A 21,840-nucleotide genomic window follows, 5' to 3' on the forward strand; every position below is an offset into this window, starting at 1 on the left:
GAAATGTCTGAAAAATTGACGTACGCAAGCGTTTCGGCGCTTGTCGCCTGAGCATCGCCAAACTAGACGGTATACGTCGGAAGGGAACACCATGGCTATTGGAGACGCCGTGATGCCGGCCCAGCAGGCCGCCGCCGTGGAGCCATTCCCGGCGGCGGATTTTTCTTACACTCCCAGCGCTGTTCGCATCGCCTGGCCAGCCACGTCGAACAATCCCCGCGCCGCTGGCGTCAATCCCGGCATGTGCATAGCCGCATGGATCATGCCGTCGAGCTGCACGCATTCGGCCGCCACGCCATCGTCGCGCAGCCGCCGCGCATACGCCACACCTTCGTCATGCAGCGGGTCGTACTCGCACACGAGCACGGTCGCCGGCGGCAAGTCCTTGAGCGAAGCTGCCTGCAGCGGCGCCGCGTACGGATGCGCGCCGTCGGCCGGTTCGTTCAGGTAGGCCGACCAGCAAAAACGCATGGCTTCCCGCGTCAGCGAAAAACCTTCCGCATGGCGCTGATACGAAGCTGTGTCGAAGGCGAAATCGAGCGCCGGGTACAGCAGCAACTGGTGCGCCAGCGCGGGACCGGCCTGGTCGCGCGCCATCAAGGCCGCTGCCGCAGCCAGGTTGCCGCCCGCGCTGTCGCCGCCCACTGCCAGCCGCCGCGCATCGACGCCCAGCGCCGCCGCATGTTCGGCGACCCAGCACAAGGCTCGGTAAAAGTCGTCGAGCGGCACGGGGAACTTGTGCTCGGGTGCCAGACGGTAGTCGACGGAAAAGATCACGCAGCCTGTGGCGTTGGCCAGCGCGCGGCACGGATTATCGTACAAGTCCAGCGAGCACAGACACCATCCACCGCCATGCGCGAAGACGATGGCCGGCGACCTCGTGGCCGTGTCCGCGCCAGCCGGCACATAGGCGCGCACGGTGAGCGCATTGTCGCCGGGCAGCACGTAATCCTTGATGGCCGTGACGTCTTCCAATGGCCCGTGCAGCTGGCGCAGTCCCGTTTCCGTGGCCGCCCGCAGCGCTGCCAGCGAGGCGGGCGGCGGCGCATCCTTTGTTTCCTCCAGCCAGGCGGCGATCCTCGGATCGAGACTCACGCCAGCTCTCCTGCCAGGAAGGGCAGCAGGTGGGCGATGAACGCTTCCGGCTGTTCTTCCATGATGAAGTGGCCGCATTCGGCGACGATGGCGCCTTGCAGATTGTCCGCCTTGCCCTGCATGGTCAGCAGGGGCGCGTCGTTGGTCGCATGGTCGGCGCCGATGGCCAGTACGGGCATGGCCAAGCTGCGCTTGGCCCGCTCGAGGTTTTGCTTGATGGTTTCGGGAATGGCGCGGTAGTAGGCGAAACCGGCGCGCAGGGCGCCCGGCGTGGCGTAGGCATCCGCATACACGTCGACGGCCACCTTGTCGCGGCGGTACGACCAGCGGTCGAAAATGAAGCGAATGTACTCGCGCTCCTTGCCCGCCGTGAGCATTTCCGGCAAATCGAGCACCTGGTTGAACATGAAGTGCCACAGGAAGATATTGTCGGACGGCGCAACAAAAATCGGCGGCGCCGGCGCCAGGCCGGGAATGACGGCTTCCGTCAGCGCCAGTTTCGTCACGGCTTGCGGGAAGTCGCTGGCCAGCGCATAGCCGACCCACATGCCGATGTCGTGGCCGACCACGTCGTACTGCGCATGGCCCAGGGCCAGCATGGCGCGGTGCAGGGTGGTCGCCACGGCGCCCGTGTCATAGCCGCCGGCCGGGCGGTCCGAATGACCGCTCCCCGGCGGATCGATGGCGATGGCCCGGTAGCCGCTGGCGGCCAGCGCCGCCATCACGTGGCGCCACGCATACCAGGTCTGCGGCCAGCCGGGGATCAGTAGCACGGGTTTGCCGTTGCCGGTACCCGCGATGACGCAATGGAGGCGCTGGCCATCGATGCGCACGTAGTCGTGAATGAAGTCGTTCATAGGGTTTCCTTGATTAGTTGTGCCGGATGCCCAGCAATTGATGGATCTGTTGCGCGCTGACGGGGGCGCCGGCGAAGTCGTCGAAGATCTTGTCGGTCACGGGAATGATGTGGGCGTTGATGAAGGCCACGCCTTCGCGCGCGCCCACCTCCTGGTCCTTCAGGCAGCACTCCCATTCCAGCGTGGCCCAGCCCGCGTAGTCGTTTTGCGCCATCTTCGAGAAGATCGCCTTGAAGTCGACCTGGCCGTCGCCGAGCGAGCGGAAACGCCCGGCGCGGTTTTCCCACGACTGGTAGCCGCCGTAGATGCCTTGCCGTCCTGTCGGATTGAACTCCGCATCCTTCACATGGAACATGCGGATATGGTCCTTGTAGATGTCGATGAATTCCAGGTAGTTCAGCTGCTGCAGCACGAAATGGCTGGGGTCGAACAGCATCTTGCAGCGCGGGTGGCGGCCCACGCGTTCATAAAACATCTCGAAGCTGATGCCGTCATGCAGGTCTTCGCTCGGGTGGATTTCATAGCACAGGTTGACGCCCTGTTCTTCGCACACGTCGAGGATGGGCAGCCAGCGGCGCGCCAGTTCGTCGAAGGCCGTTTCGATAAGGCCGGGCGGGCGCTGCGGGAACGGGAACAGGTAGGGCCAGGCGAACGAGCCGGAAAACGTGCCCATGTCGGTCAGGCCCAGGCGTTTCGACGCCATGGCCGCCAGCTTGACTTGCTCGATGGCCCACGCCGTGCGCGCTTCTGGCTGGCCATGCAGGTGTGCCGGCGCGAAGCTGTCGCACAGCGCGTCATAGGCCGGATGCACGGCCACCAGCTGGCCGAAGATGTGCGTCGTCAGTTCGCTGATGACGAGGCCATGGCCGGCCAGCATGGCGACCAGATCGTCGCAGTATTGCTGGCTGTGTGCGGCCTGCGCCACGTCGAACAGGCGCGCATCCCAGGCAGGAATCTGCAGGGCCTTGAAGCCCATGCCGGCCGCCCACTCGGCGATGGCGGGCAGGGTGTTGAAGGGCGCCGTGTCGGCGGCGAATTGTGCCAGGTGCAGGCTCGGTCCTTGAATGGTTTTCATATCGGCTCCTATTGTTTGTCGATCGACAAAGAATAGGCGAAATTTTTTGCGCGGTCAAGGCGGTCATGCAAAATAAATCGCGAATGCGCTGCGGGTGCCAGGCGTTATACTGGCCGCCAGTTCGCAAGCAGAGGATCAAAATGGCAGGAAGACCGAGGGAATTCGACCGCGCGCTGGCGCTGGCAAAAGCGCGCGACGCGTTCTGGATGCGCGGCTACGAGGGCGTGTCGATGGCCGACCTGGTGGCGGCGCTGGGCATCGCCTCGGCGCGCATCTACGCGGCCTTCGGCTCGAAGGAGCAGCTGTTCCGCGAAGCCGTGGAACTGTATGAAACGGGTGAGGGCGCGTTTGCCGTGCACGCGCTGGCCGCCAGCCTGAATGTGCGCGACGCGGTGGCGCGCATGCTGGAAGAAGCCGTGCTGCTGTACACGCGCAGCGGCCAGCCGCAAGGCTGCATGGTGGTCACGGCCGCCACCAACACGAGCGCGGAAAACGCGGGCATCGCCGACTGGCTGGCGCAGCACCGCCGCGCGCGCACGCAAGCCGTCATCGAGCGCCTGCGCGCGGCGCAATTGGCGGGAGAATTGAAAGGCGAAGCGGACGTGCAGGCGCTGGGCGACTATTATGCGGCGCTGCTGCATGGCTTGTCGGTGCAGGCGCGCGACGGCATTCCCGCCGAGCGGCTGCTGGCGCTGATACGGCCGGCGATGGCGCCTTTGGTGCTGGAAATGAAAAACCAGGCTACCTAATCGATAGCCTTCAGGTTCAAGTCTTGACGTCGATCAGGCTGCCCAAGGCCTGGTCGGCTGCCTTGACGACATTCGCCGATAAATTAAAACCGGCCTTGTAGACGAGGTTATCCGTCAGTTCGGACGCGAGGCCCACGCCGTTTGGCCGGCTTTCGGCCGCCTTGGCCGCATTCGCATTGGCGCCGCTGACGCTTTCGCTGGCGGCCAGCTTGCGCCCTTCGATGGACAGGCTGACGCCCGTGCCGGCCGGGCTGCTTTCCTGGAATTCGGCCTTTTGCGGCTGGAAACCCGGCGTATTCGCATTGGCGATATTGTTGGCGGCCACATCCAGCGCGCGCTGGTTGGCGGTCAGCCCCGAGGTACCGGTGGTAAGGGCGGATATAGACATGGCAACTCCTTCAGTATGCGCCCAGTGTACTCCCGTCAACAGGAAAAGTGGTTGGTGCAAGGCAACAATTTTTCCCCAGGTGGTTGCCGTAAAAAATATGTGCGTCACGTAATTTTTTTATATTGTTCTGTGGCATTTCACTGTCTAGACTGGCAGGGAAGTCATCCACGGAGTCCGCCATTTTTCACCTGTTTCGCCCCATTTTGCTGGGTTTGCTGCTCAGCCTGCCTTGTCTGCCACTGAAAGCCCAGCTTGTCCCCTCGCCGTTGCCGCTCGATGCGCGCCTGAACGAGCAAGTCATCATGGTGCCGGCAGGTGACGGTTTGCGCGAAGTGCTGGAGACGACGGTGTTCCGCCCCGCCGGCCCCGGCCCGTTTCCCCTGCTGCTGATGAATCATGGCAAGCAGGTCGGCCCGGCCCGGTTGCAGCAGCGCGAGCGCTTTATCTATATGGCCACCGAATTCGTGCGCCGCGGCTATGCGGTGATGCTGCCCATGCGCGCCGGCTTTGCCCGTTCCACGGGCGCCTACCGCGATTTCGGCTGCGACATGCTGGGCAACGCGCAGGGCCAGGCGCGCGACATGCTGGCCGCGCTCGCGTATGCGCGCCGCCAGAGCTGGGTCGACCCGCAGCGCATCGTCGTCGCGGGACAGTCGTATGGCGGCATGGCGGCGCTGGCGCTGGCCACCCGGGTGGTGCCTGGCGTGCGCGGCGTGCTCAATTTTTCCGGCGGCTTGCGCGTCGACATGCCCGGCTGCGACTGGCAAGGGGCGCTGGCCAAGACCTTCGCCACCCTGGGCGCCTACAACCACATTCCCAGCCTGTGGCTGTATGGCGCCAACGATTCCTATTTCGGGCCGGTTCTGGCGCAGCGGCTGTTTCGCTCGTTCACGGGTTCCGGCGGCCAGGCGCAACTGGTCGCCTATGGCCCGTTCAAGCGCGATGCCCACCTGACCCTGGGCAGCCGCGATGGGGTGGCCGTGTGGCTGCCTGCGACCGAGCGCTTCCTGCAGAAAATCGGCATGCCGGTGCGCCAGGTCTACCGCGTGGCTGATGCGCCGTCGCCGCCCGCCACGCATTTCGCGCCGCAGGACGATATCGCCGCCGTGCCGTATCTGGAAGAGCAGGGCCGGGCCGCCTACCGCGACTTCCTCGAGAAAACCGCGCCGCGCGCCTTTGCCCTGTCGGCCAGCGGTGCCTGGGCCTGGGCCGAGGAGGGCGAAAGCCCCGACGTGCGCGCCCTCGCTTCGTGCCAGCGGCGCAGCAGCCTGCCGTGCCAGCTGTATTCGGTCGATGAAAGCGTCGTCTGGCCCGTCGACGGCGCCAGCGCGAGCGCCGCCGGCGGCGCGCAATAGGCCGCCGCGCACGATAGTTGTCGCCGAAACGGGGGATGGGCGAATATACTAGGGGAAAAGGGAGGCGTTGCGCTTCCCGTCCGCCCTTATCATCAGCGAGAATTCACCCCTATGGCGTCATCCCCAGAAAACCTCAGCATGGCCGTGTTTTGCGACTTCGAGAACGTCGCGCTCGGCGTGCGAGATGCAAATTACGAAAAATTCGATATCAAGCCCATCCTCGAACGCTTGCTGCTCAAGGGCAGCATCGTTGTCAAGAAGGCATATTGCGACTGGGACCGTTATAAAAGTTTCAAGGGCACCATGCACGAGGCGAACTTCGAGCTGATCGAAATTCCCCACGTGCGCCAGTCCGGCAAGAATTCGGCCGACATCCGCCTGGTGGTCGATGCGCTGGATCTGTGCTACACCAAGGCCCACGTCAACACCTTCGTCATCATCAGCGGCGATTCCGACTTTTCGCCGCTCGTGTCGAAACTGCGCGAAAACGCCAAGCAGGTGATCGGCGTAGGCGTCAAGCAGTCGACCTCCGACCTGCTGGTGGCGAACTGCGACGAATTCATTTTCTACGATGACCTGGTGCGCGAGAGCCGCCGCACAGCTGCCAAGCGCGATGCACGCGAGACCCCGGCGGCCAAGCGTTCGCCCGACGAAGAAGTGCGCCGCAAGGAAAAATACGAGTCGCGCAAGACGGAAGCGATCGAAATGGCCGTTGCCACCTTCGACGCGCTGGTCTCGGAGCGCGGCGACAGCGGCAAGATCTGGGCCTCGATGCTGAAAGAAGCGATCAAGCGCCGCAAGCCGGACTTCAGCGAGTCGTACTACGGTTTCCGCACCTTCGGCAACCTGTTGGAAGAAGCGCAGACGCGCGGCTTGCTGGAATTTGGCCGCGATGAAAAATCAGGCGCCTATGTCTACCGCAGCAGCGGCCTGGTGCCTGTCGCCGCACCCGTAAACGGAGAAGTGGCCAGCGAAGCCATCGTTACCGGCGAGACCGGCGTGGCGGCGGAAGAGGGCAATCAGCGCGAAGGCGGCAGCCGCCGCGATTCGCGCCGCAATGGACGTGGCGGCCGCAAGCAGAACGAACAACGCCGCGGCGAGTCCGCGCCACAGGCCTTCGTGCCGGTGGCCGACGCCGAAGCAGTCGTCGAGCAGTATGCGCCGGCGCCGCAGCCGGAGGTGCAGCACGAAGTAGCAGAAGCCGCCGAAGTGGTGGCGGAAGAAGGCAACGCCAAGCGCGGTTCGCGCCGCAATGGCCGTGGCGGCCGCAAGAATGGCGATGGCGCCCGCGAAGCGCGCGCCGAAGTTGTCGAAGTCGCTGCTGTGGAAGCCATGCCTGAGCCGGTAGTTGAAGCGATCGTGGAAGCCGTCGCCGAAGCGAAGCCGAAGGCCAAGCCGCGCACGCCGGCCCGCAAGACGGCAGCGGCGAAGAAGCCGGCCAAGAAGGCGGCTGACGCCGTGGAATCGGCTCCTGTCGTCGAAGCGGCACCGGTGGAAATCGCGCCTGTAGCGGAAGACAAGCCAGCCAAGGCGCCGCGCAAGACGCCAGCGCGCCGTCCGACACGCAAGAAGGCGGAAGCGGCTTGATTGAAACCCCAAAGCAAGAACTGGGGTCGGACCTTGAAGGTCTGACCCCGGCATTTTGCTGCGTTCCTGTACGCCCGGCTTAAGCCATGTACCACGGCGAACGCTTCAACAGCATCTCCCATACGGTGGGCGCCGCGCTGGCGGCCATCGGCGGCGTCATCCTGATCGTCGTGGCGGCCCGCACGGGCGACCCGTGGAAAATCGTCAGCTGCAGCGTGTATGCGGCCATGCTGCTGACCTTGTACCTGACGTCCACCCTGTACCACAGCGTGCGCGGCAAGGCCAAGGCCGTGCTGCAGCGGCTCGACCACTGCGCCATCTACCTGCTCATCGCTGGCACCTACACGCCCTTCATGCTGGTGACCCTGCGCGGGCCGTGGGGCTGGTCGCTGTTCGGCGTCGTCTGGGGCCTGGCCCTGTTTGGCATCGTGCAGGAATATGTGTACGCGAAAGGCGCGCGCATCCTGTCGCTGGTCATTTACGTGGCCATGGGCTGGCTGATCGTCATCGGTATCAAGCCGCTGCTGGCGGCACTCGAGTGGAACGGCTTCCTGTGGCTGGTGGCGGGCGGCCTGTGCTACACGGGCGGCATCGCTTTCTATGCCACCGACCACAAGCTGCGCCATGGCCACGGCATCTGGCATCTGTTCGTGCTGGCCGGCAGTAGCTGCCATTTTGTCGCCATTTTGTTCTACGTTGCCTGACGTTGTTGTCTGCCCTCACTGTTGCCATGATTCCATTATAATGGCGCGATATGTGAAACGCGGGCAACAATAAGGCAACAATGGATATCAATTCGGACGACCTGAAAATCTTCGTCACCGTCATCGACAGCGGCACCCTGAGCGCGGCCGCCGTGCACCTGGGGCAAACCACGTCGGGCGTCAGCCGGGCCCTGTCGCGGCTGGAAGACAAGCTGGCCACCTCCTTGCTGACGCGCACGACGCGGCGCATGGAGCTGACGGAAGAAGGGCAGCTGTTCCTGGACAAGGCGCGCGCCATCCTCGCCTCGATGGAAGACGTGGAGGAATCGATCCGCATCCGCCGCCAGAAACCGGCCGGGCGCCTGTCCGTCGATGCCGCTTCACCCTTCATGCTCCATTGCGTGGTGCCGCACATGGCCGAATTTCGCGCCATGTACCCGGACATCCGCCTGGAACTGACCAGCAACGACCAGATCGCCGACCTGCTCGAACACCGCACCGATATCGCCATCCGCATCGGCGCCCTGGTCGATTCGACCCTGCATGCGCGCGCCTTGACGGCCAGCCCGCTGCACGTGCTGGCCACGCCCGCCTACCTGGCGCGCCACGGCGAACCGGCCACGCCGGAACAGTTGTCCGGCCACGCGCTGCTGGGCTTTGCCCAGTATGACCTGGGGAACAACTGGCCGCTGCGCCACGAGACGGGCAACAGCCTGCAGATCGTGCCCGCGCTGGCCGCGTCCAGCGGCGAAACCCTGCGCCAGCTTGCCCTGCACGACCAGGGCATCGTCTGCCTGTCCGACTTCATGACGAAGGAGGACATCGCGGCCGGCCGCCTGGTGAAAGTGCTGCAGCCGTTCTATACGGGCTACCGCCAGCAGATCCACGCCGTCTACTACCGCAACACGCAGCTGGCGCAACGCATCAGCTGCTTCCTCGAATTCCTGCAGCACAAGCTGTAAGGCCCGCGCCATATGTTCAAGTCAGGACGCCGCTGTCCTGCACCGCCGTATGCAGCAGCGCTTCCACTTCATGCGCGGGCAGCGGGTGGCTGAAGTAATAGCCTTGCGCCTCGTCGCAGCCATGGCGGCGCAGGTAATCGAGCTGCTCGGCCGTTTCCACGCCTTCGGCCACCACGCGCAGTTTCAGGTTGTGCGCCAGCGCGATGATGGAGACGACGATGGCCGCGTCGTCCGCATCGCGCGCCACGTCGCCGACGAAACTGCGGTCGATCTTCAGCACGTCGATGGGGAAGGTGCGCAGGTAGGCGAAGCTGGAATAGCCGGTGCCGAAGTCGTCGATCGACAGCTGCACCCCCAGCGCCTTCATGTCGTGCAGCTGGCTGACGGCCAGCGCCACGTCGTGCATGAACAGGCTTTCCGTCAGTTCCAGCTCCAGGCAGGCGGGCGGCAAGCCCGTTTCCAGCAGCACTTCGGCGATCGATGCCACCAGGTTAGGCTCGTTGAACTGGCGCGCCGACAGGTTCACGGCCAGGCGCAAGGTATCGAGTCCCGCCGCATGCCAGCGTTTCACCTGCGCGCACGCTTCGCGCATGACCCAGGCGCCGATCGGCACGATCAGGCCCGTGTCTTCCGCCAGCGCGATGAAGCGCTGCGGCGCCACCATGCCCAGGTCCGGATGCTGCCAGCGCAGCAGCGCTTCCACGCCGACGATGCGCCCGCTGGCCAGGTCCACCTGCGGCTGGTAGTGCAGCACGAACTGTTCGCGTTCGAGCGCGTTGCGTAGCGCTGTCTCGATGCGCAGGCGCTCCAGGGTGGCCTGGTTCATGGCCGTCGTATAGAACTTGATGTTGTTGCGGCCCTGTTTCTTGGCGCAGTACATGGCGATGTCGGCCTGCTCGATCAGGTTCTGCGTCTCGCCGTTCAAGGTCACGTCGCCGGGCGCATCGTAGCGCGACATGTCGTAGACGGCCACGCCGATGCTGCAGGTGACGAAAAATTCCTTGCCATCCAACAGTACCGGCTGGGCCACGGCATCCATCACGCGCTGCACGATGGCGCTGCTGAGCACTTCGTCCGCCTGTTCGCACAGGATGGCGACGAATTCGTCGCCCGACAGGCGCGCCACCGTATCGCTTTCGCGCAGGCTGGCCTGCAGGCGCGTGGCGATGGTTTTCAGCAGCAGGTCGCCAGCCTTGTGACCGAGGCTGTCGTTGACGAACTTGAAGCGGTCAAGGTCGATCAACAGTACCCACAATGCGCGGTTCTTGCGGCGCGACAGCGCCATCGCCTGCGCCAGGCGGTCGCGCAGCAGGGCGCGGTTGGGCAAGCCCGTCAGCACGTCGTGGTGGGCGATGTGCTGGATTTGCTGCTCGGCCAATTTGCGTTCCGTGATTTCGGAACCCGTGCCCCGGTAGCCGCGGAATTCACCGAGTTCGTTGAACAGCGGTTCGCCATTGATGCTGAACCAGCGCAGCTGGCCGTCGCGGTCGTGCATCGCATATTCGAGGTTGGAAAAGGGCAGGTGAGCTTCCAAGTTGGCGATATGCTGCTTGCCCCAGCGCGAATTGCGCATCTCCGGATTGTTTTCCCAGCGCGTCATGCCGATGAAGCGTTCCAGCGGCATGTTCGACTTGTCCGTGAAACCGCTGGTGATGTGGGTAAAGCAGAAGTTGGCATCCTGTTCCCAGTACCAGTCCGAGGATAGGGCCAGCAGGCGGCGGAAGCGCTTCTCGCTTTCCTGCAGGGCGCGTTCCGTGCGCTGGCGCGCCCGCACGTCGGCACTGAGCAGCTCGTTGCTGCGCTTGAGGTCGGCCGTGCGTTGCTCCACCAGCAACTGTACGCGGCGCGAGCGCTGCGTCAGCGACTGCACGAAGGCGGCCGTCAGCAGGCTGAACAGCAAGCCCGTGATCACGGTGAATAATGAGCCCAGATGGTCGGCCAGGAAGGGGCGCGGATGGGCCACCACGCGCACATGCCAGGGCCGGCCGGCGGAAGCAAAGGCCCGGTCATAATGGTCGTGGTAGGCAAAGTGCAGCCAGCGCGGCAAGGATTCCCAGGCGCCGCCAGCTTCGTTGGCGGGCGCCTGGCCATGCCGGAAGATCAATTGGCGCGGGTCGGCGCCGGCGTCCGCGTAGACGCTCAGTTCGAGCTGCGGGTCGCCCAGCAGGTCGGCGCCGGCGAGGATTTTCTGCACCAGTTCCCCGGCCAGGATGACGGCCGCCGTATCGCCGATCAGCGCCGCACGCCGCTGCTGCACCGTCTGCAGGGGCGCGCCGTGGCGGTACACGGGATGCACCATGACGAAACCTTGCCGCGGTCCCTGCGCCAGGGCCAGCAAGCCGGTGGCGGTGGTCTGGCCGCTGATGATCGCCTGTTCCAGCGCGCGCGCCAGCACGCCGTTCGGGCTGACGTTCAGGCCGAAGGCGGGGCCGTTTCCCTGCAAGGGTTCGAGGTAGTCCACCACCAGGTAGCTGGCGCGCGTCGTCGCGGGCACGACGACGCCGTCGCGCATTTCCGTCATGGCGTAGTCGGGCACGATGCGCCGCAGCTCCGCTTCGAATGCGGCGCGCTGCGCATGCGGCACGATGCGGTGGAAGTTGAAGGCCTGGATGAACGGGTGGCGCCGCAGCAGCGGCGTGGTGAAGTCATGGAACTGTTCGCGCGTGACGGGCACGACGGCGGCAAACAGCTGGTTCGTCGTGGTCAGCACCTCGACCGCATCGTCGAGTCCCTGCTCGATGGCGGCCACCCTGGCGCCGGCGCGCTGCTGCAGGCTCAGGCTCATCTTGTCGTATTCGAGCTGGCTGATGGCGGCGAACAGCACGGCCGTCACGCTGACGCCGCAGGCAAAGGTCAGCGCGGCCGCGGCGGAAATCGACAATGGCAGGCGGCCACGCAGCATGGTTTTTCCTATCTCACTTCATGGTCACTTGGGTTCCGCAGCGCCTGCCGGCCCCACGCAGGCCGTAGTTTGTCATAAACCACATCCAGCATGCTGATTTTGCACCAAAACACTGCAAATAAGCAACAATATCTCTGGCCGGGGAAGATGACTTTCAGTCGCTGCCCGCGCCGGACTGGCGGCGCAAACGCCACAATTGCCATGCCGGCAGAAAGCGGTTCAGGAACGCCAGGCCGGCCATCCGGCGCCAGCGCACCAGGCGCACCACGCGCACGGCGCGGCCGCCGGCGCCCGGGTCCTGCCCGGGCTTGGCTGCGAAGACGATGCGGTTATTGCCGGCGATGCCATCGAAGTGGCAGACGGCGCCGCGGAAGGTGAGCATCAGCCGCGCCAGCATGGCGGGGTAGTGCTCGTCATAGCTGAACAGGTTGGCCACCAGCACGCCGCCGGGCAGCAGGGCGCGCAGGCAGTCCGCGTAGAAGCGGGCGCTGCCGAGGGCGGGCGGCAAGCCCGTTTCGTCGTAGCCGTCGAGCAGCAGCACGTCGGCGCAGCCCGGATGCTGGCGGATGTAGCTGACGGCATCCGTCTCGATGATGCGCAGGCGCGCATCGTCGGGCGGCAGCATGAACTGCTCGCGCAGGGCGATCACGTCGGCGCGCAATTCCAGCACCGTGATGCACGTCTCGGGCAGGTGGCGGTGGCAGAATTTCAGCAGCGAACCGCCGCCCAGTCCCACCATCAGGATGTGCCGCGGGCGCGGCACGAACAGCGTAAAACACATCATGGCGCGCGCATAGCGCAGCAGCAGATGGTCGGGGCGCGACAGCAGCATTTCGCTCTGGATCATGCCGGGCTGGAATTCCAGGCGGCGCCGGTCGCCACAGGTATGCACCTGCGGGGCAAGTGGGGTGGTGCTTCTGTTTTCCGGCATGGGACGACTTCGCTGAGTAGGCTGGGGGAGATGCTTTGTTGCATTCAGAGAAATCTGATAAGCTCCCGTGAGCATACCCGATTAATCCGCGCCGAGCATGCGTATATGTACGGCGCGCGGCGGCACGGCCGCGCAGTCGGGCACCATGGAGACAAGCATGTTTTTGGATCACCCCATCATTACGGCGACGAACAGTTTCACGGAGCCTGACCGCATCGAGCGGCTGACGCGCGTGTATGGTTACGCGGCGGCGCTGGCCGACCAGGCCGCCAATGTCGGATTCATTGAAAAAGTGGCGCAAATTCACGACCACAAGGGCACCCTGATCGTGTTCTGGCACGAGGCGCCCAGCGAAGTGGAAAAGCAGTATTTCGTGCAGGCGTGGGCCAGCAAGATCGGCGACGGCAGCACCAATGTCGAACACGAAATCTGACCTGGCGCGCCGCGCCTGCGCATCGATCGCGTAGCCCATGGATATCAAGACCCTGGTACTGGCCCTGGCGCTCGGCAACCTGAGCCTGTGCGCCGCCCTGTTCTTCTTCGAGTACGAGCGCAAGAAGTCGCTCAGCATGTCTACCTGGGCGGTGGCCAAGCAATGCCAGGCCATTGCCTGGTGTCTGCTGTATTTCCGCGGCGTGCTGCCCGATTTCCTCTCCATCCTGCTCGGCAACAGCCTGCTGTTTGCCGGCATGGCGCTCGATGCGGGCGCGTTGTGGCAGGCGGCCGGGCGCAACGGCTGGCGCCGCACCGTGCTGCCGGCGCTGGGCCTGTCGGTGGGACTGTTTGCCGCCTGCTACCTGTTCGACGTGGCGCCGCTGCTGCGCAGCGCCGGCGGTTCGCTGATCGTGGCCGGTTTCTTCCTCTCCGGCGTGGCGGCCCTGTGCCTGAAGTGGCGCGAGGCGAGCATGCTGCGCCGCTTCCTCGTCGTCAGCATGGGCCTGCTGTCCTTGCTGATCGCCGCGCGCGGCGTGCTGGCCGCCGCCGTCCCCGGTTTTGACGCGGAGCTGATGCAGCTGGCCGGCTTCGGCGCCCTGTACCTGATGATGCTGACGAACGCCTTCGGCTATCTGCTGCTGTCGCGTGAAAAACTGGGCGGCGAGCTGGCGCGGCTGGAAGTGCTCGACGCGGCCACGGGCGTGCCGAACCGGCGCGGCTTTTACCAGGCGCTGGCGCCATGGATGGCGCTGGCGCGCCGGCCCGGTTTGCCGACGGCGCTGGTGGTGCTCAATATCGACCACTTCAAACGAGTCAACGACAGCTATGGCCATCCCGTCGGCGATGCTGTGCTGAAAACCATCGTCGACACCTGCCGCCAGCAGTTGCGCGACAGCGACCTGATGGGCCGCCTGGGCGGCGCCGAATTCGCCATCCAGCTGCCGCGCACGACCCTGGTCGATGCGCTGATGGTGGCCGAGCGGATCCGCGCCGCTGTCGAAGCGCTGCCCGTCAAGACGGAGCGCGCCGTGCTGCAACTGACGGCCAGCCTGGGCGTGACCACCATCCGCGCGGAAGACAGCACCGTCAGCCTGTTCAAGCGGGCCGACGAGGCGCTGCAATCGGCCAAGCAGGCGGGCCGCAACCGCGTCGTCGAGGCGCAAGCTGCCAGCACTCTCGATATTTAAATCGGATTACTTCTTGTGCGAGCCCAGCCAGCTCGGTTCCTTGCCGCATTCCTTGGGCAGGAACAGGGCATCGAGGCCCGGATCGCAGCGCCGGTCGGGCACTTTCATCGGCTCGACAGTGAGCCATTCACTTTTGGGCAGTATCTTTTCTTCGCGTGGCGCCACGGGCGGCGCGGGCGGCAGGCTGTCTTGCCAGCGTGACTCTGACGCAGTTGCAGGCGCGGCCGCAGTGGCCCAGTCCGCGTCAACTTGCGCGGCGTCCGCTGGCGGCGTGTCCGCGTGGGCGGCGGCGCACAGCAGGCTGCCCGCGAAGAAGAACGTGCGCATGGCTGTGCTGTTTATGGAAATCATGGTTGGTCCTTGGTCGGTGCCGCGAAGGCGGATCCTGCATTATGACGGCAGCCGGAAGCAAAAAGACAAGGAAATTGCAACGGCATGTTACCAAAGGGACTATAGTTGCTGGTAGCAAGCACGTGCGCCACGGCAAGGTGATTGAACGGTGAGCCAGGCGTGGAGCGCCTTCACCGGAACATGTGCATTCCCTAACTTTCATTTAAGCTAGGCAAGTTATGCTGTGGCATGCACGCCAGGCTGCCCTTGTTGTCCTTTGCTGTCCACACCGCAGTTCCCCTTTTTTACTCTTGCCAGGCCCATAATGAAAATGCTTAAATCCCTGCCTGTATGGCCGCTTGCCGCCCCGATTGCCGGCTGGCTGTTCCTGTTCGGTTCCACCTTCAATGTCGGCGGCGCCTACCAGATCCTGCTGGTCGCTGGCCTGATCGGCAGCGTGCTGGCCGCCGTGTACCACGCGGAAGTGGTGGCGCACCGCATCGGCGAACCGTACGGCACCCTGGTGCTGGCGCTGGCCGTGACCCTGATCGAGGTGGCGCTGATCGTCTCGCTGATGCTGGCCGGCGGACCGGAAACGACGGGCCTGGCGCGCGACACCGTGTTTGCCGCCATCATGATCATCCTGAACGGCATCGTCGGTATCTGTTTGCTGCTGGGCGCAGGGCGCCACCGTGAGCAGACCTTCGGCCTGCTGGGCGTGAGCGCTTCGCTGGCCACCCTGGCGGCCATCGCCGTTCTGACCCTGGTGCTGCCGAACTACACGTCGAGCGCCGCCGGCCCCTTCTACAATTCCAGCCAGCTGATCTTCATCGCCGTCATTTCCCTCGTCCTGTATGGCACCTTCGTGCTGGTGCAGACGGTGCGCCACCGCGATTACTTCCTGCCCAAGGAAGCCGTCGGTGATGAAGAGGTGCATGCGGCGCCACCCACGCCAACAGTCGCCTGGGTCAGCGCCGGCGCGCTGCTGGTGTGCCTGGGCGCCGTGGTGCTGCTGGCCAAGTCGCTGGCGCCCGCGCTGGAGACGGCGATTGCCGCCATGGGTGCACCGAAAACTCTGGTCGGCATCGTCATCGCCGCCATCGTGCTGCTGCCAGAGGGCCTGGCCGCCGTGCGCGCCGCGCGTGCCAACCGCCTGCAAACGAGTCTGAACCTGGCGCTCGGCTCCGCGCTGGCCAGCATCGGCCTGACGATACCCGCCGTTGTCGTGGTGTCGCTGGCCACGGGCCTGACGATTACCCTGGGGCTCGATATCAAGTCGACGGTGCTGCTGCTGCTGTCGCTGATGGTGGCCACCCTGTCGCTGGGCACGGGCCGCACCACGGTCATGCAGGGCACGGTGCACCTGGTGATTTTCGCCGTATATTTATTTACCACCATCGTGCCGTAGAACACCTGTCAAAACCTACTGCGCGTCGGAATTTGTGGTTTGCGATGCTCACTGTACCTTCGTACAGTTGCGCTTCTCAACCACAACTTCCTTCCGCTCGCTACGGTTTTGTCAGACGTTCTTAAACGTCACGGCTACGCGCCGTTTTGTCACAATCCTGTCACGCCGCTGTCATACGATGGCGGTAGTGTGGTAGGATTTTTAAATCGTTTAAATGATTTATATAGTTTAGCAACTGAGTTTGCCAACTTTTTCAGTTGGCACAGCAATGACAAGACAAGAGGCCAGTATGTATGCAGCGGTGGACCTGGGGTCCAACAGTTTTCGTTTACACGTCGGCAAGCATGATGGCGACACGATCCGCGTGGTCAAGAGCGTGCGCGATCCGATACGCCTGGCCGCCGGCCTGGATGCCAATGGCGACCTGACCGAGGCGGCCATGCAGGGCGCGCTGGCCTGCCTGCAGCGCTTTCGCACCATCCTCGCGGGCTTCGAGCTCGATGCCGTGCGCGTGGTGGCCACGTCGGCCATGCGCGTGGCGCGCAACGGCGCCGTCTTCCTGCCGCTGGCCGAGCAAGCCATCGGCTACCCGATCGAAATCATCTCGGGCGAGGAAGAGGGGCGCTTGATCTACATGGGCGTGGCCAATGCGCTGGCCATACCCGGCGAACGCCGGCTGGTGATGGATATCGGCGGCGGCTCGACGGAACTGATACTGGGGCGCGGCAACGATATCGAGCGGGTCGAGTCGTTCAGCCTGGGCACCGTCAAGCAAAGCCTGTCGTTCTTCATCGGCGGGCGCATCGACGCGCCGTCGTTCGAGGCGGCCATCCTGTCGGCGCGCAGCCATTTCGAGGATGCGGCACCGCCATACCATCCGCAGCACTGGAAGACGGCCTATGGTTCTTCCGGCACCATCCGCACGATCGCCGACATCATCGCCCGCAACAAGCTCGGTGACGGCTTGCTCACGAGCGCCAGCCTTGACGCGCTGGCGCGCCGCTTCATCGAACTCGGTCACACGAGCCGCATCGACATGCCCGGCTTGCGGCCCGACCGCGCCAGCACCATCGTCGGCGGCCTGGCCATCTTGATCGGCCTGTTCCGCGAACTGGCCATTCCCGCCATGACGCCGATCGAGGCGGGCTTGCGCATGGGCGTGATGTGGGATCTGTACCTGCGCTCGACCAAGCGCGACCGCCGCGAACAGTCGGTGCAGGGCTGCATGGAGAAATTCCATATCGACCAGCAGCGCGCCGGCAGGGTGGCCGAGCAGGCGCTGGCCATGTACGCGCAGCTCAAGCCCACGTCCGACGCCCTCGTGAAATGCCTGCGCTGGAGCAGCCTGCTGCACGAAGTGGGACTGGCCGTGTCGCAGACGGGCTACCACAAGCATGCCTCCTACATCGTGGAAAACGCGGACTTGCCCGGTTTTACCACGCGCGAACAGAAGACCATGAGCCGGCTGATCCTGGCGCAGAAGGGCAACTTGCGCAAGATCGGCGAAGTGCTGTCCGACCCCGATTTCGCCAAGGCCGTGCTGGCGCTGCGCCTGTCGATTTTGCTCATGCATGCGCGCATTGAAGCCGATTTCAGCGAACTGCGCCTGCGCATGAAGAACCGCATCGAGCTCGATATCAAGCGCGGCTGGGTGGCGCACCATCCGACCGTGTCGTTCTGGATCGAGAAGGAGCAGGAATTCTGGGACGAGGTGGGGGTCGATTTCACCATCCGCGCCAGCGCGTAGTGGATCATTGGGTCATGCCATGCGCATGACTTGATGTGCAGCAAGCAAGATTTTTAAAAACAGTATATATTGTTTATATTATTTACTAGATTGGAAAATCCATGACCAAAACCGTCCCAGCGAAAAAGCCCGACAGCGCGCCCGTATCGATGTTTCCTACCAGCGCCTCGATCAATGCGGCAGCGGCCAAAGCCGCACCGGCCGCCAAGCCTGCAGTGAAGCCCGCAGCCAAGCCGGTGGCAAAAGCCGCCGTCAAGCCAGTGGCCGCCAAACCTGCCGCAGCGAAGCCGGCAGCAGCGAAGCCAGTAGCAGCGAAGCCAGTAGCAGCGAAGCCTGCCGCCGCCAAGCCTGCCGCTGCCAAGGCGCCAGCCGCCAAGCCGGCGGCCAAGGCCGTCGTCGCCAAACCAGCCGCCAAGGCGGCAGTGAAAGCCGTTGCCAAGCCAGCGGCCAAAGTCGCTGCGAAACCCGCCGCCAAGCCTGCCGCCAAGCCGGCAGCGAAAGCCGCCGTCAAAGCGGTAGCCAAACCAGCCGCCAAGCCTGCGCCAGCGAAAAAAGCGCCGGCCGCCAAGGTCGTCGCCGTCAAGGAAAAAGCCCGCAAGCCGAAACTCGTGCGCGACAGCTTCACCATGCCGGAGGCGGAATACGAAGTCCTGGGCCAGGTGAAGAAAGCCTGCCTGAAGGCCGGTTTCGAGATCAAGAAAAGCGAATTGCTGCGCATCGGCGTAGCGCTGATCAGCCAGATCGACCTGGCCACCCTGCAAAACGTGCTGGCCGGCTTGCCGCAGCTGAAAACGGGCCGTCCGAAGAAGGATTGATGGCGCGGGCAGGGGCCGCCCCCTGCCTGGCCGTTCTGGTTTACCATGGGGCCTGTGAAAGTTCCCCCATGGTTGCCATGTCAGAAGATACAGAGATCGAACGCGCCGGCTTCGTCGAGCGCGCCATCGTCCGCCACCAGGCGGGCGTTGCTACCCCCGCCATCGACCACGTCGCCGAGGAAATCCCCGTCGCGCTGGTCTTCAATGGCATTTCCCACGTCGTCATGATGGCCACGCCGCGCGACCTGGAAGCGTTTGCCTACGGCTTCGCGCTGACGGAAGGCGTGGTCGCTTCCGCCGATGCCATCTTCGATTGCGAAGTGTTCCTGCGTCCCGATTCCGCCGAAGTAGCGTTGAGCATCGCCCAGGAAGATTTCGTGCGGCTGAAGGACCGGCGCCGCCAACTGACGGGCCGCACGGGCTGCGGTGTGTGCGGCATCGACAGCATCGACATGCTCGACTTGCAGCCGGCGCCGCTGCCGCCATCCCTGATCCGCGTCGACCTGCCGGCCGCACTGGCGCGTGCCTCCGCCGGCTTGCGCGAGCATCAGGCACTGATGCGGGAAACGGGTGGCGTGCACGCGGCCGCGTGGTGCACGCCCGATGGCGATATCGTGTGCGTGTTCGAGGATGTCGGCCGCCACAACGGCCTCGATAAACTGATCGGCCATCTCGCGCTGAGCGGAGCCGACATGCGGCGCGGTTTCGTCTTTCTGTCCAGCCGCGGCAGCTACGAGCTGGCGCGCAAGGCTGCGCGCATGCGGATTCCGCTGCTGGCGACGATTTCCGCCCCCAGTTCGCTGGCCGTTTCCATCGCCTCGCAGGCGGGCATGAAGCTGGTGGGATTCTGCCGCCAGGATGCCTACGTCGATTACACGCCCGGCATCACGCTTTAACTTCACTGCGTTGCAGCAGCACGGGCACGGACTTCGACGTGGGCGTGCCGGCGCCGTCGGCCGTGCTGGCCAGCGGCACCAGCGCGTTCGTCTCCGGATAGTACGCACCCAGGCAGCCGCGCGGGATGTCGTAGGCGACGAGCCGGAAGCCATCGGCGCGGCGCGCCACGCCATCGTCCCAGGCGCCGATCAAGTCCACCATGTCGCCATCGGCAAAGCCCAGCATGGCGATATCGTCCGCATTGGCGAAGACGACCTTGCGCGTGCCGTACACGCCCCGGTAGCGGTCATCCATGCCGTAGATGGTGGTGTTGTACTGGTCGTGCGAACGCGTGCTCATCAAGACCATCAGGCGTTCGCCGTGGCGCGCTCTAGCACGGTGCAGCGGCGTATCGAGGTCCAGCGGGGCGACGAGGAAGCTGGCCTTGCCGCTGGCCGTCTTCCACACGCGCTCGCGCGACGCCACCGTCAGATGAAAGCCGCCCGGCTGCGCCACCCTGGCGTTGTAGTCGTAAAAGTCGTCAAACACCTTTTCGATGTCGTCGCGGATGCGCGCATAGTCGGCTGCATAGGCGCGCCAGTTCACCAGGACGCTCCCCACCGTCGCTTCAGCCATGCCGGCCACGATGGCCACTTCCGAGCGCAGCTGCGGCGCAGCGGGCGTATTGCGGCCATACGAAATATGCACCATGCTCATCGAGTCTTCCACCGTCACGCCCTGCGCCACGCCGCCTTGCAGGTCGATTTCCGTGCGCCCCAGGGTGGGCAGCAGCAGCGCTTCCTTGCCGATGACCAGATGGCTGCGATTGAGCTTGGTGGCCACCTGCACCGTCAGCGTGCACTGGCGCAGGGCGGCAAAGGTCAGCGGCGTGTCCGGCGTGGCGGCCGCGAAATTGCCGCCCAGCGCGATGAACACTTTTACCTCGCCGCGCTGCATGGCTGCGATGGTGGCCACCACGTCGTGGCCATGCGCGCGCGGCGGCGCAAAACCATATACGTGCCCCAGGCGGTCGAGGAAGGACGCCGTCGGCTTTTCCTCGATGCCCACCGTGCGGTCGCCCTGCACGTTGGAGTGGCCGCGCACGGGACACAGGCCGGCGCCCGGCTTGCCGATCTGCCCGCGCAACATCATCAGGTTTGACAGCATGCGGATGGCCGCCACGCTGTGCTTGTGCTGCGTCAGGCCCATGCCCCAGGTGGCGATGATGCGCTGCCCATTGACGAAGATGTCCGTCAATGCCTCGATCTGCGCACGATTCACGCCCGATTCTGCCACGAGCAGTTCCCAGTTTTCCGCGCGCAGGTCGTCGCGGAAGGCGTCGAAACCGCTGCAGTGCTCAATGATGAAGGCGTGGTCGATGACGGCAGGCCTGCCTGCCGCGTGCGCCGCATCGTCATGCTCGACGACGCGCTTGGCGACGGCCTTGATCAGGGCGAAGTCACCGCCCAGCGTCGGTTGCACGAACAGGCCGGCCAGGCGCGTGCTGCCCAGGGTCGCCATTTCCAGCGCGCTTTGCGGGTCCATGAAGCGCTGCAAGCCCCGTTCGCGCAGGGGATTGATGGAGACGATGCTGCCGCCGCGGCGCGCGCAGTCGCGCAGTTCGCCCAGCATGCGCGGGTGGTTGGTGGCGGGATTCTGGCCGAAGATGAGGATGGTGTCGGCCAGTTCGAAGTCGGCCAGGGTCACCGTGCCCTTGCCGATGCCCACGGTGGCCGGCAAGCCGCGGCTGGTCGCCTCGTGGCACATGTTGGAGCAGTCAGGGAAGTTGTTGGTGCCGTACAGGCGCGCCATCAGCTGGTACAAAAAGGCGGCCTCGTTGCTGGCGCGTCCCGATGTGTAGAACGCGGCCTGGTCCGGGTCGGGCAGGGCGCGCAGGTGGCGCCCCACGAGGGCATAGGCGTCTTCCCAGGCGATTGGCACATAGCGGTCGCTGGCGGCGTCGTACACCATCGGTTCCGTCAGGCGGCCGTGCTGTTCGAGCGCGTAGTCCGACTGTTCCAGCAGTTGCGTGACAGTGTGGCTGGCGAACAGCTCGGGGCCGGCGCGGCGGCTGGTCGCTTCGGCGGCGACGGCCTTGGCGCCGTTTTCGCAAAAGGCAAACGTGGAAGCGTGGTTGCGGTCGGGCCAGGCGCAGCCGGGGCAATCGAAACCGTCCGGCTGGTTTTGCGCCAGCAGCGCCTTCAGATTCTCGGGCGCGACCCGCTCCTGGCGCAGGCTGATGGCCACGTGTTTCAGGGCGTCCCAGCCGGCGGCCGGCTTGGTGTAGGGCGTGATGTGCGGTGCGTCCTGGTCTTTCATGGGCTCTTTCGGCTGGGCGAGTGTGGTAATTATGCACGATCCCCGAATGACATTGACTTGCGTCACGGAAATGACATTCGGCTGTCATTTTCCTGACATATTAGGCAAGTACGCTGGA

General features: G+C 64.7%; 19 protein-coding genes. 11 read left to right on the plus strand and 8 right to left on the minus strand.

The window, feature by feature from the left end:
* Positions 1 to 165 precede the first annotated feature (165 nt).
* From KO538_RS10740 to KO538_RS10750, 3 genes are read right to left on the minus strand one after another with little or no spacing between them, the layout of a single operon-like run.
* Positions 166 to 1,095: an alpha/beta hydrolase gene (locus KO538_RS10740; RefSeq protein WP_374106844.1), complete on the minus strand. Its 930-nt coding sequence runs from the start codon at positions 1,093 to 1,095 to the stop codon at positions 166 to 168.
* On the minus strand, positions 1,092 to 1,952 hold the full coding sequence (locus tag KO538_RS10745; RefSeq protein WP_034757345.1) for an alpha/beta fold hydrolase: 861 nt from the start codon (positions 1,950 to 1,952) through the stop codon (positions 1,092 to 1,094). Before KO538_RS10745 ends, KO538_RS10740 begins: the two co-directional genes overlap by 4 nt.
* Before the next feature lie 13 nt (positions 1,953 to 1,965).
* Positions 1,966 to 3,027: a sugar phosphate isomerase/epimerase gene (locus KO538_RS10750; RefSeq protein WP_070304337.1), complete on the minus strand. Its 1,062-nt coding sequence runs from the start codon at positions 3,025 to 3,027 to the stop codon at positions 1,966 to 1,968.
* A 140-nt stretch (positions 3,028 to 3,167) separates the two neighbouring features.
* Here KO538_RS10750 and KO538_RS10755 point away from each other — a divergent pair, with 140 nt between their 5' ends.
* On the plus strand, positions 3,168 to 3,776 hold the full coding sequence (locus KO538_RS10755) for a TetR/AcrR family transcriptional regulator (protein WP_219328305.1): 609 nt from the start codon (positions 3,168 to 3,170) through the stop codon (positions 3,774 to 3,776).
* 16 nt (positions 3,777 to 3,792) lie between these two features.
* Here the strand turns inward: KO538_RS10755 and KO538_RS10760 are convergent, their stop codons facing one another.
* The gene (locus KO538_RS10760; protein ID WP_219328306.1) at positions 3,793 to 4,164 is read right to left on the minus strand and encodes a flagellar basal body protein; all 372 of its coding nucleotides are present in this window, start codon (positions 4,162 to 4,164) and stop codon (positions 3,793 to 3,795) included.
* Positions 4,165 to 4,367: 203 nt separating this feature from the next.
* Between KO538_RS10760 and KO538_RS10765 the strand changes: the two genes are divergently transcribed.
* From KO538_RS10765 to KO538_RS10780, 4 genes are all read left to right on the plus strand, one after another.
* Positions 4,368 to 5,519 carry a dienelactone hydrolase family protein gene (locus tag KO538_RS10765; RefSeq protein ID WP_257620290.1) on the plus strand — a complete coding sequence of 384 codons (1,152 nt, stop codon included), beginning with the start codon at positions 4,368 to 4,370 and terminating at the stop codon, positions 5,517 to 5,519.
* Positions 5,520 to 5,630: 111 nt separating this feature from the next.
* Complete coding sequence (locus tag KO538_RS10770; protein ID WP_219328307.1) at positions 5,631 to 7,106, plus strand: NYN domain-containing protein; 1,476 nt, start codon at positions 5,631 to 5,633, stop codon at positions 7,104 to 7,106.
* An 86-nt stretch (positions 7,107 to 7,192) separates the two neighbouring features.
* Positions 7,193 to 7,810 (plus strand): hemolysin III family protein, encoded by a 618-nt coding sequence (locus KO538_RS10775; protein ID WP_034757360.1) that lies wholly within the window; start codon positions 7,193 to 7,195, stop codon positions 7,808 to 7,810.
* Positions 7,811 to 7,890: 80 nt separating this feature from the next.
* On the plus strand, positions 7,891 to 8,772 hold the full coding sequence (locus KO538_RS10780; RefSeq protein ID WP_219328308.1) for a LysR family transcriptional regulator: 882 nt from the start codon (positions 7,891 to 7,893) through the stop codon (positions 8,770 to 8,772).
* Between the two features lie 16 nt (positions 8,773 to 8,788).
* Here the strand turns inward: KO538_RS10780 and KO538_RS10785 are convergent, their stop codons facing one another.
* Entirely contained in the window at positions 8,789 to 11,674 is a 2,886-nt protein-coding gene (locus KO538_RS10785) for an EAL domain-containing protein (RefSeq protein ID WP_034757366.1), read from the minus strand.
* A 154-nt stretch (positions 11,675 to 11,828) separates the two neighbouring features.
* The gene (locus tag KO538_RS10790) at positions 11,829 to 12,605 is read right to left on the minus strand and encodes a transferase spermidine synthase (RefSeq protein ID WP_219328309.1); all 777 of its coding nucleotides are present in this window, start codon (positions 12,603 to 12,605) and stop codon (positions 11,829 to 11,831) included.
* A gap of 157 nt (positions 12,606 to 12,762) precedes the next feature.
* Between KO538_RS10790 and KO538_RS10795 the strand changes: the two genes are divergently transcribed.
* Together KO538_RS10795 and KO538_RS10800 are read left to right on the plus strand one after the other, a co-directional pair.
* On the plus strand, positions 12,763 to 13,038 hold the full coding sequence (locus tag KO538_RS10795; protein WP_034757372.1) for a hypothetical protein: 276 nt from the start codon (positions 12,763 to 12,765) through the stop codon (positions 13,036 to 13,038).
* 37 nt (positions 13,039 to 13,075) lie between these two features.
* Positions 13,076 to 14,227 carry a diguanylate cyclase gene (locus KO538_RS10800; protein WP_219328310.1) on the plus strand — a complete coding sequence of 384 codons (1,152 nt, stop codon included), beginning with the start codon at positions 13,076 to 13,078 and terminating at the stop codon, positions 14,225 to 14,227.
* A gap of 6 nt (positions 14,228 to 14,233) precedes the next feature.
* Here KO538_RS10800 and KO538_RS10805 read toward each other — a convergent pair whose 3' ends face one another.
* The gene (locus KO538_RS10805; RefSeq protein ID WP_219328312.1) at positions 14,234 to 14,578 is read right to left on the minus strand and encodes a hypothetical protein; all 345 of its coding nucleotides are present in this window, start codon (positions 14,576 to 14,578) and stop codon (positions 14,234 to 14,236) included.
* Between the two features lie 304 nt (positions 14,579 to 14,882).
* Between KO538_RS10805 and KO538_RS10810 the strand changes: the two genes are divergently transcribed.
* From KO538_RS10810 to fdhD, 4 genes are all read left to right on the plus strand, one after another.
* Positions 14,883 to 15,965 (plus strand): calcium:proton antiporter, encoded by a 1,083-nt coding sequence (locus KO538_RS10810; protein WP_034757382.1) that lies wholly within the window; start codon positions 14,883 to 14,885, stop codon positions 15,963 to 15,965.
* Between the two features lie 289 nt (positions 15,966 to 16,254).
* A complete protein-coding gene (locus KO538_RS10815) occupies positions 16,255 to 17,712 on the plus strand; it encodes a Ppx/GppA phosphatase family protein (protein WP_219328463.1) in 1,458 nt (485 codons plus the stop codon).
* A 101-nt stretch (positions 17,713 to 17,813) separates the two neighbouring features.
* Positions 17,814 to 18,527 carry a hypothetical protein gene (locus tag KO538_RS10820; RefSeq protein ID WP_219328313.1) on the plus strand — a complete coding sequence of 238 codons (714 nt, stop codon included), beginning with the start codon at positions 17,814 to 17,816 and terminating at the stop codon, positions 18,525 to 18,527.
* Between the two features lie 68 nt (positions 18,528 to 18,595).
* Positions 18,596 to 19,423: a formate dehydrogenase accessory sulfurtransferase FdhD gene (gene fdhD / locus KO538_RS10825; RefSeq protein ID WP_219328314.1), complete on the plus strand. Its 828-nt coding sequence runs from the start codon at positions 18,596 to 18,598 to the stop codon at positions 19,421 to 19,423.
* Here fdhD and KO538_RS10830 read toward each other — a convergent pair.
* Positions 19,413 to 21,722 (minus strand): FdhF/YdeP family oxidoreductase, encoded by a 2,310-nt coding sequence (locus KO538_RS10830; protein WP_219328315.1) that lies wholly within the window; start codon positions 21,720 to 21,722, stop codon positions 19,413 to 19,415. The two genes, fdhD and KO538_RS10830, sit on opposite strands and share 11 nt — an antisense overlap.
* Positions 21,723 to 21,840: the final 118 nt, after the last annotated feature.

Source organism: Janthinobacterium sp. NKUCC08_JDC, from assembly GCF_019345575.1.
In the GTDB taxonomy this organism is placed as follows: Bacteria; Pseudomonadota; Gammaproteobacteria; order Burkholderiales; family Burkholderiaceae_D; genus Janthinobacterium; species Janthinobacterium aestuarii.

Coding starts and splice junctions, on each gene's coding strand:
- KO538_RS10745 (WP_034757345.1), bottom strand. CDS start 1,952: ATGAACGACTTCATTCACGACTACGTGCGCATCGATGGCCAGCGCCTC.
- KO538_RS10750 (WP_070304337.1), bottom strand. CDS start 3,027: ATGAAAACCATTCAAGGACCGAGCCTGCACCTGGCACAATTCGCCGCC.
- KO538_RS10755 (WP_219328305.1), top strand. CDS start 3,168: ATGGCAGGAAGACCGAGGGAATTCGACCGCGCGCTGGCGCTGGCAAAA.
- KO538_RS10760 (WP_219328306.1), bottom strand. CDS start 4,164: ATGTCTATATCCGCCCTTACCACCGGTACCTCGGGGCTGACCGCCAAC.
- KO538_RS10770 (WP_219328307.1), top strand. CDS start 5,631: ATGGCGTCATCCCCAGAAAACCTCAGCATGGCCGTGTTTTGCGACTTC.
- KO538_RS10775 (WP_034757360.1), top strand. CDS start 7,193: ATGTACCACGGCGAACGCTTCAACAGCATCTCCCATACGGTGGGCGCC.
- KO538_RS10780 (WP_219328308.1), top strand. CDS start 7,891: ATGGATATCAATTCGGACGACCTGAAAATCTTCGTCACCGTCATCGAC.
- KO538_RS10785 (WP_034757366.1), bottom strand. CDS start 11,674: ATGCTGCGTGGCCGCCTGCCATTGTCGATTTCCGCCGCGGCCGCGCTG.
- KO538_RS10790 (WP_219328309.1), bottom strand. CDS start 12,605: ATGCCGGAAAACAGAAGCACCACCCCACTTGCCCCGCAGGTGCATACC.
- KO538_RS10795 (WP_034757372.1), top strand. CDS start 12,763: ATGTTTTTGGATCACCCCATCATTACGGCGACGAACAGTTTCACGGAG.
- KO538_RS10800 (WP_219328310.1), top strand. CDS start 13,076: ATGGATATCAAGACCCTGGTACTGGCCCTGGCGCTCGGCAACCTGAGC.
- KO538_RS10805 (WP_219328312.1), bottom strand. CDS start 14,578: ATGATTTCCATAAACAGCACAGCCATGCGCACGTTCTTCTTCGCGGGC.
- KO538_RS10810 (WP_034757382.1), top strand. CDS start 14,883: ATGAAAATGCTTAAATCCCTGCCTGTATGGCCGCTTGCCGCCCCGATT.
- KO538_RS10815 (WP_219328463.1), top strand. CDS start 16,255: ATGTATGCAGCGGTGGACCTGGGGTCCAACAGTTTTCGTTTACACGTC.
- KO538_RS10820 (WP_219328313.1), top strand. CDS start 17,814: ATGACCAAAACCGTCCCAGCGAAAAAGCCCGACAGCGCGCCCGTATCG.
- fdhD (WP_219328314.1), top strand. CDS start 18,596: ATGGTTGCCATGTCAGAAGATACAGAGATCGAACGCGCCGGCTTCGTC.
- KO538_RS10830 (WP_219328315.1), bottom strand. CDS start 21,722: ATGAAAGACCAGGACGCACCGCACATCACGCCCTACACCAAGCCGGCC.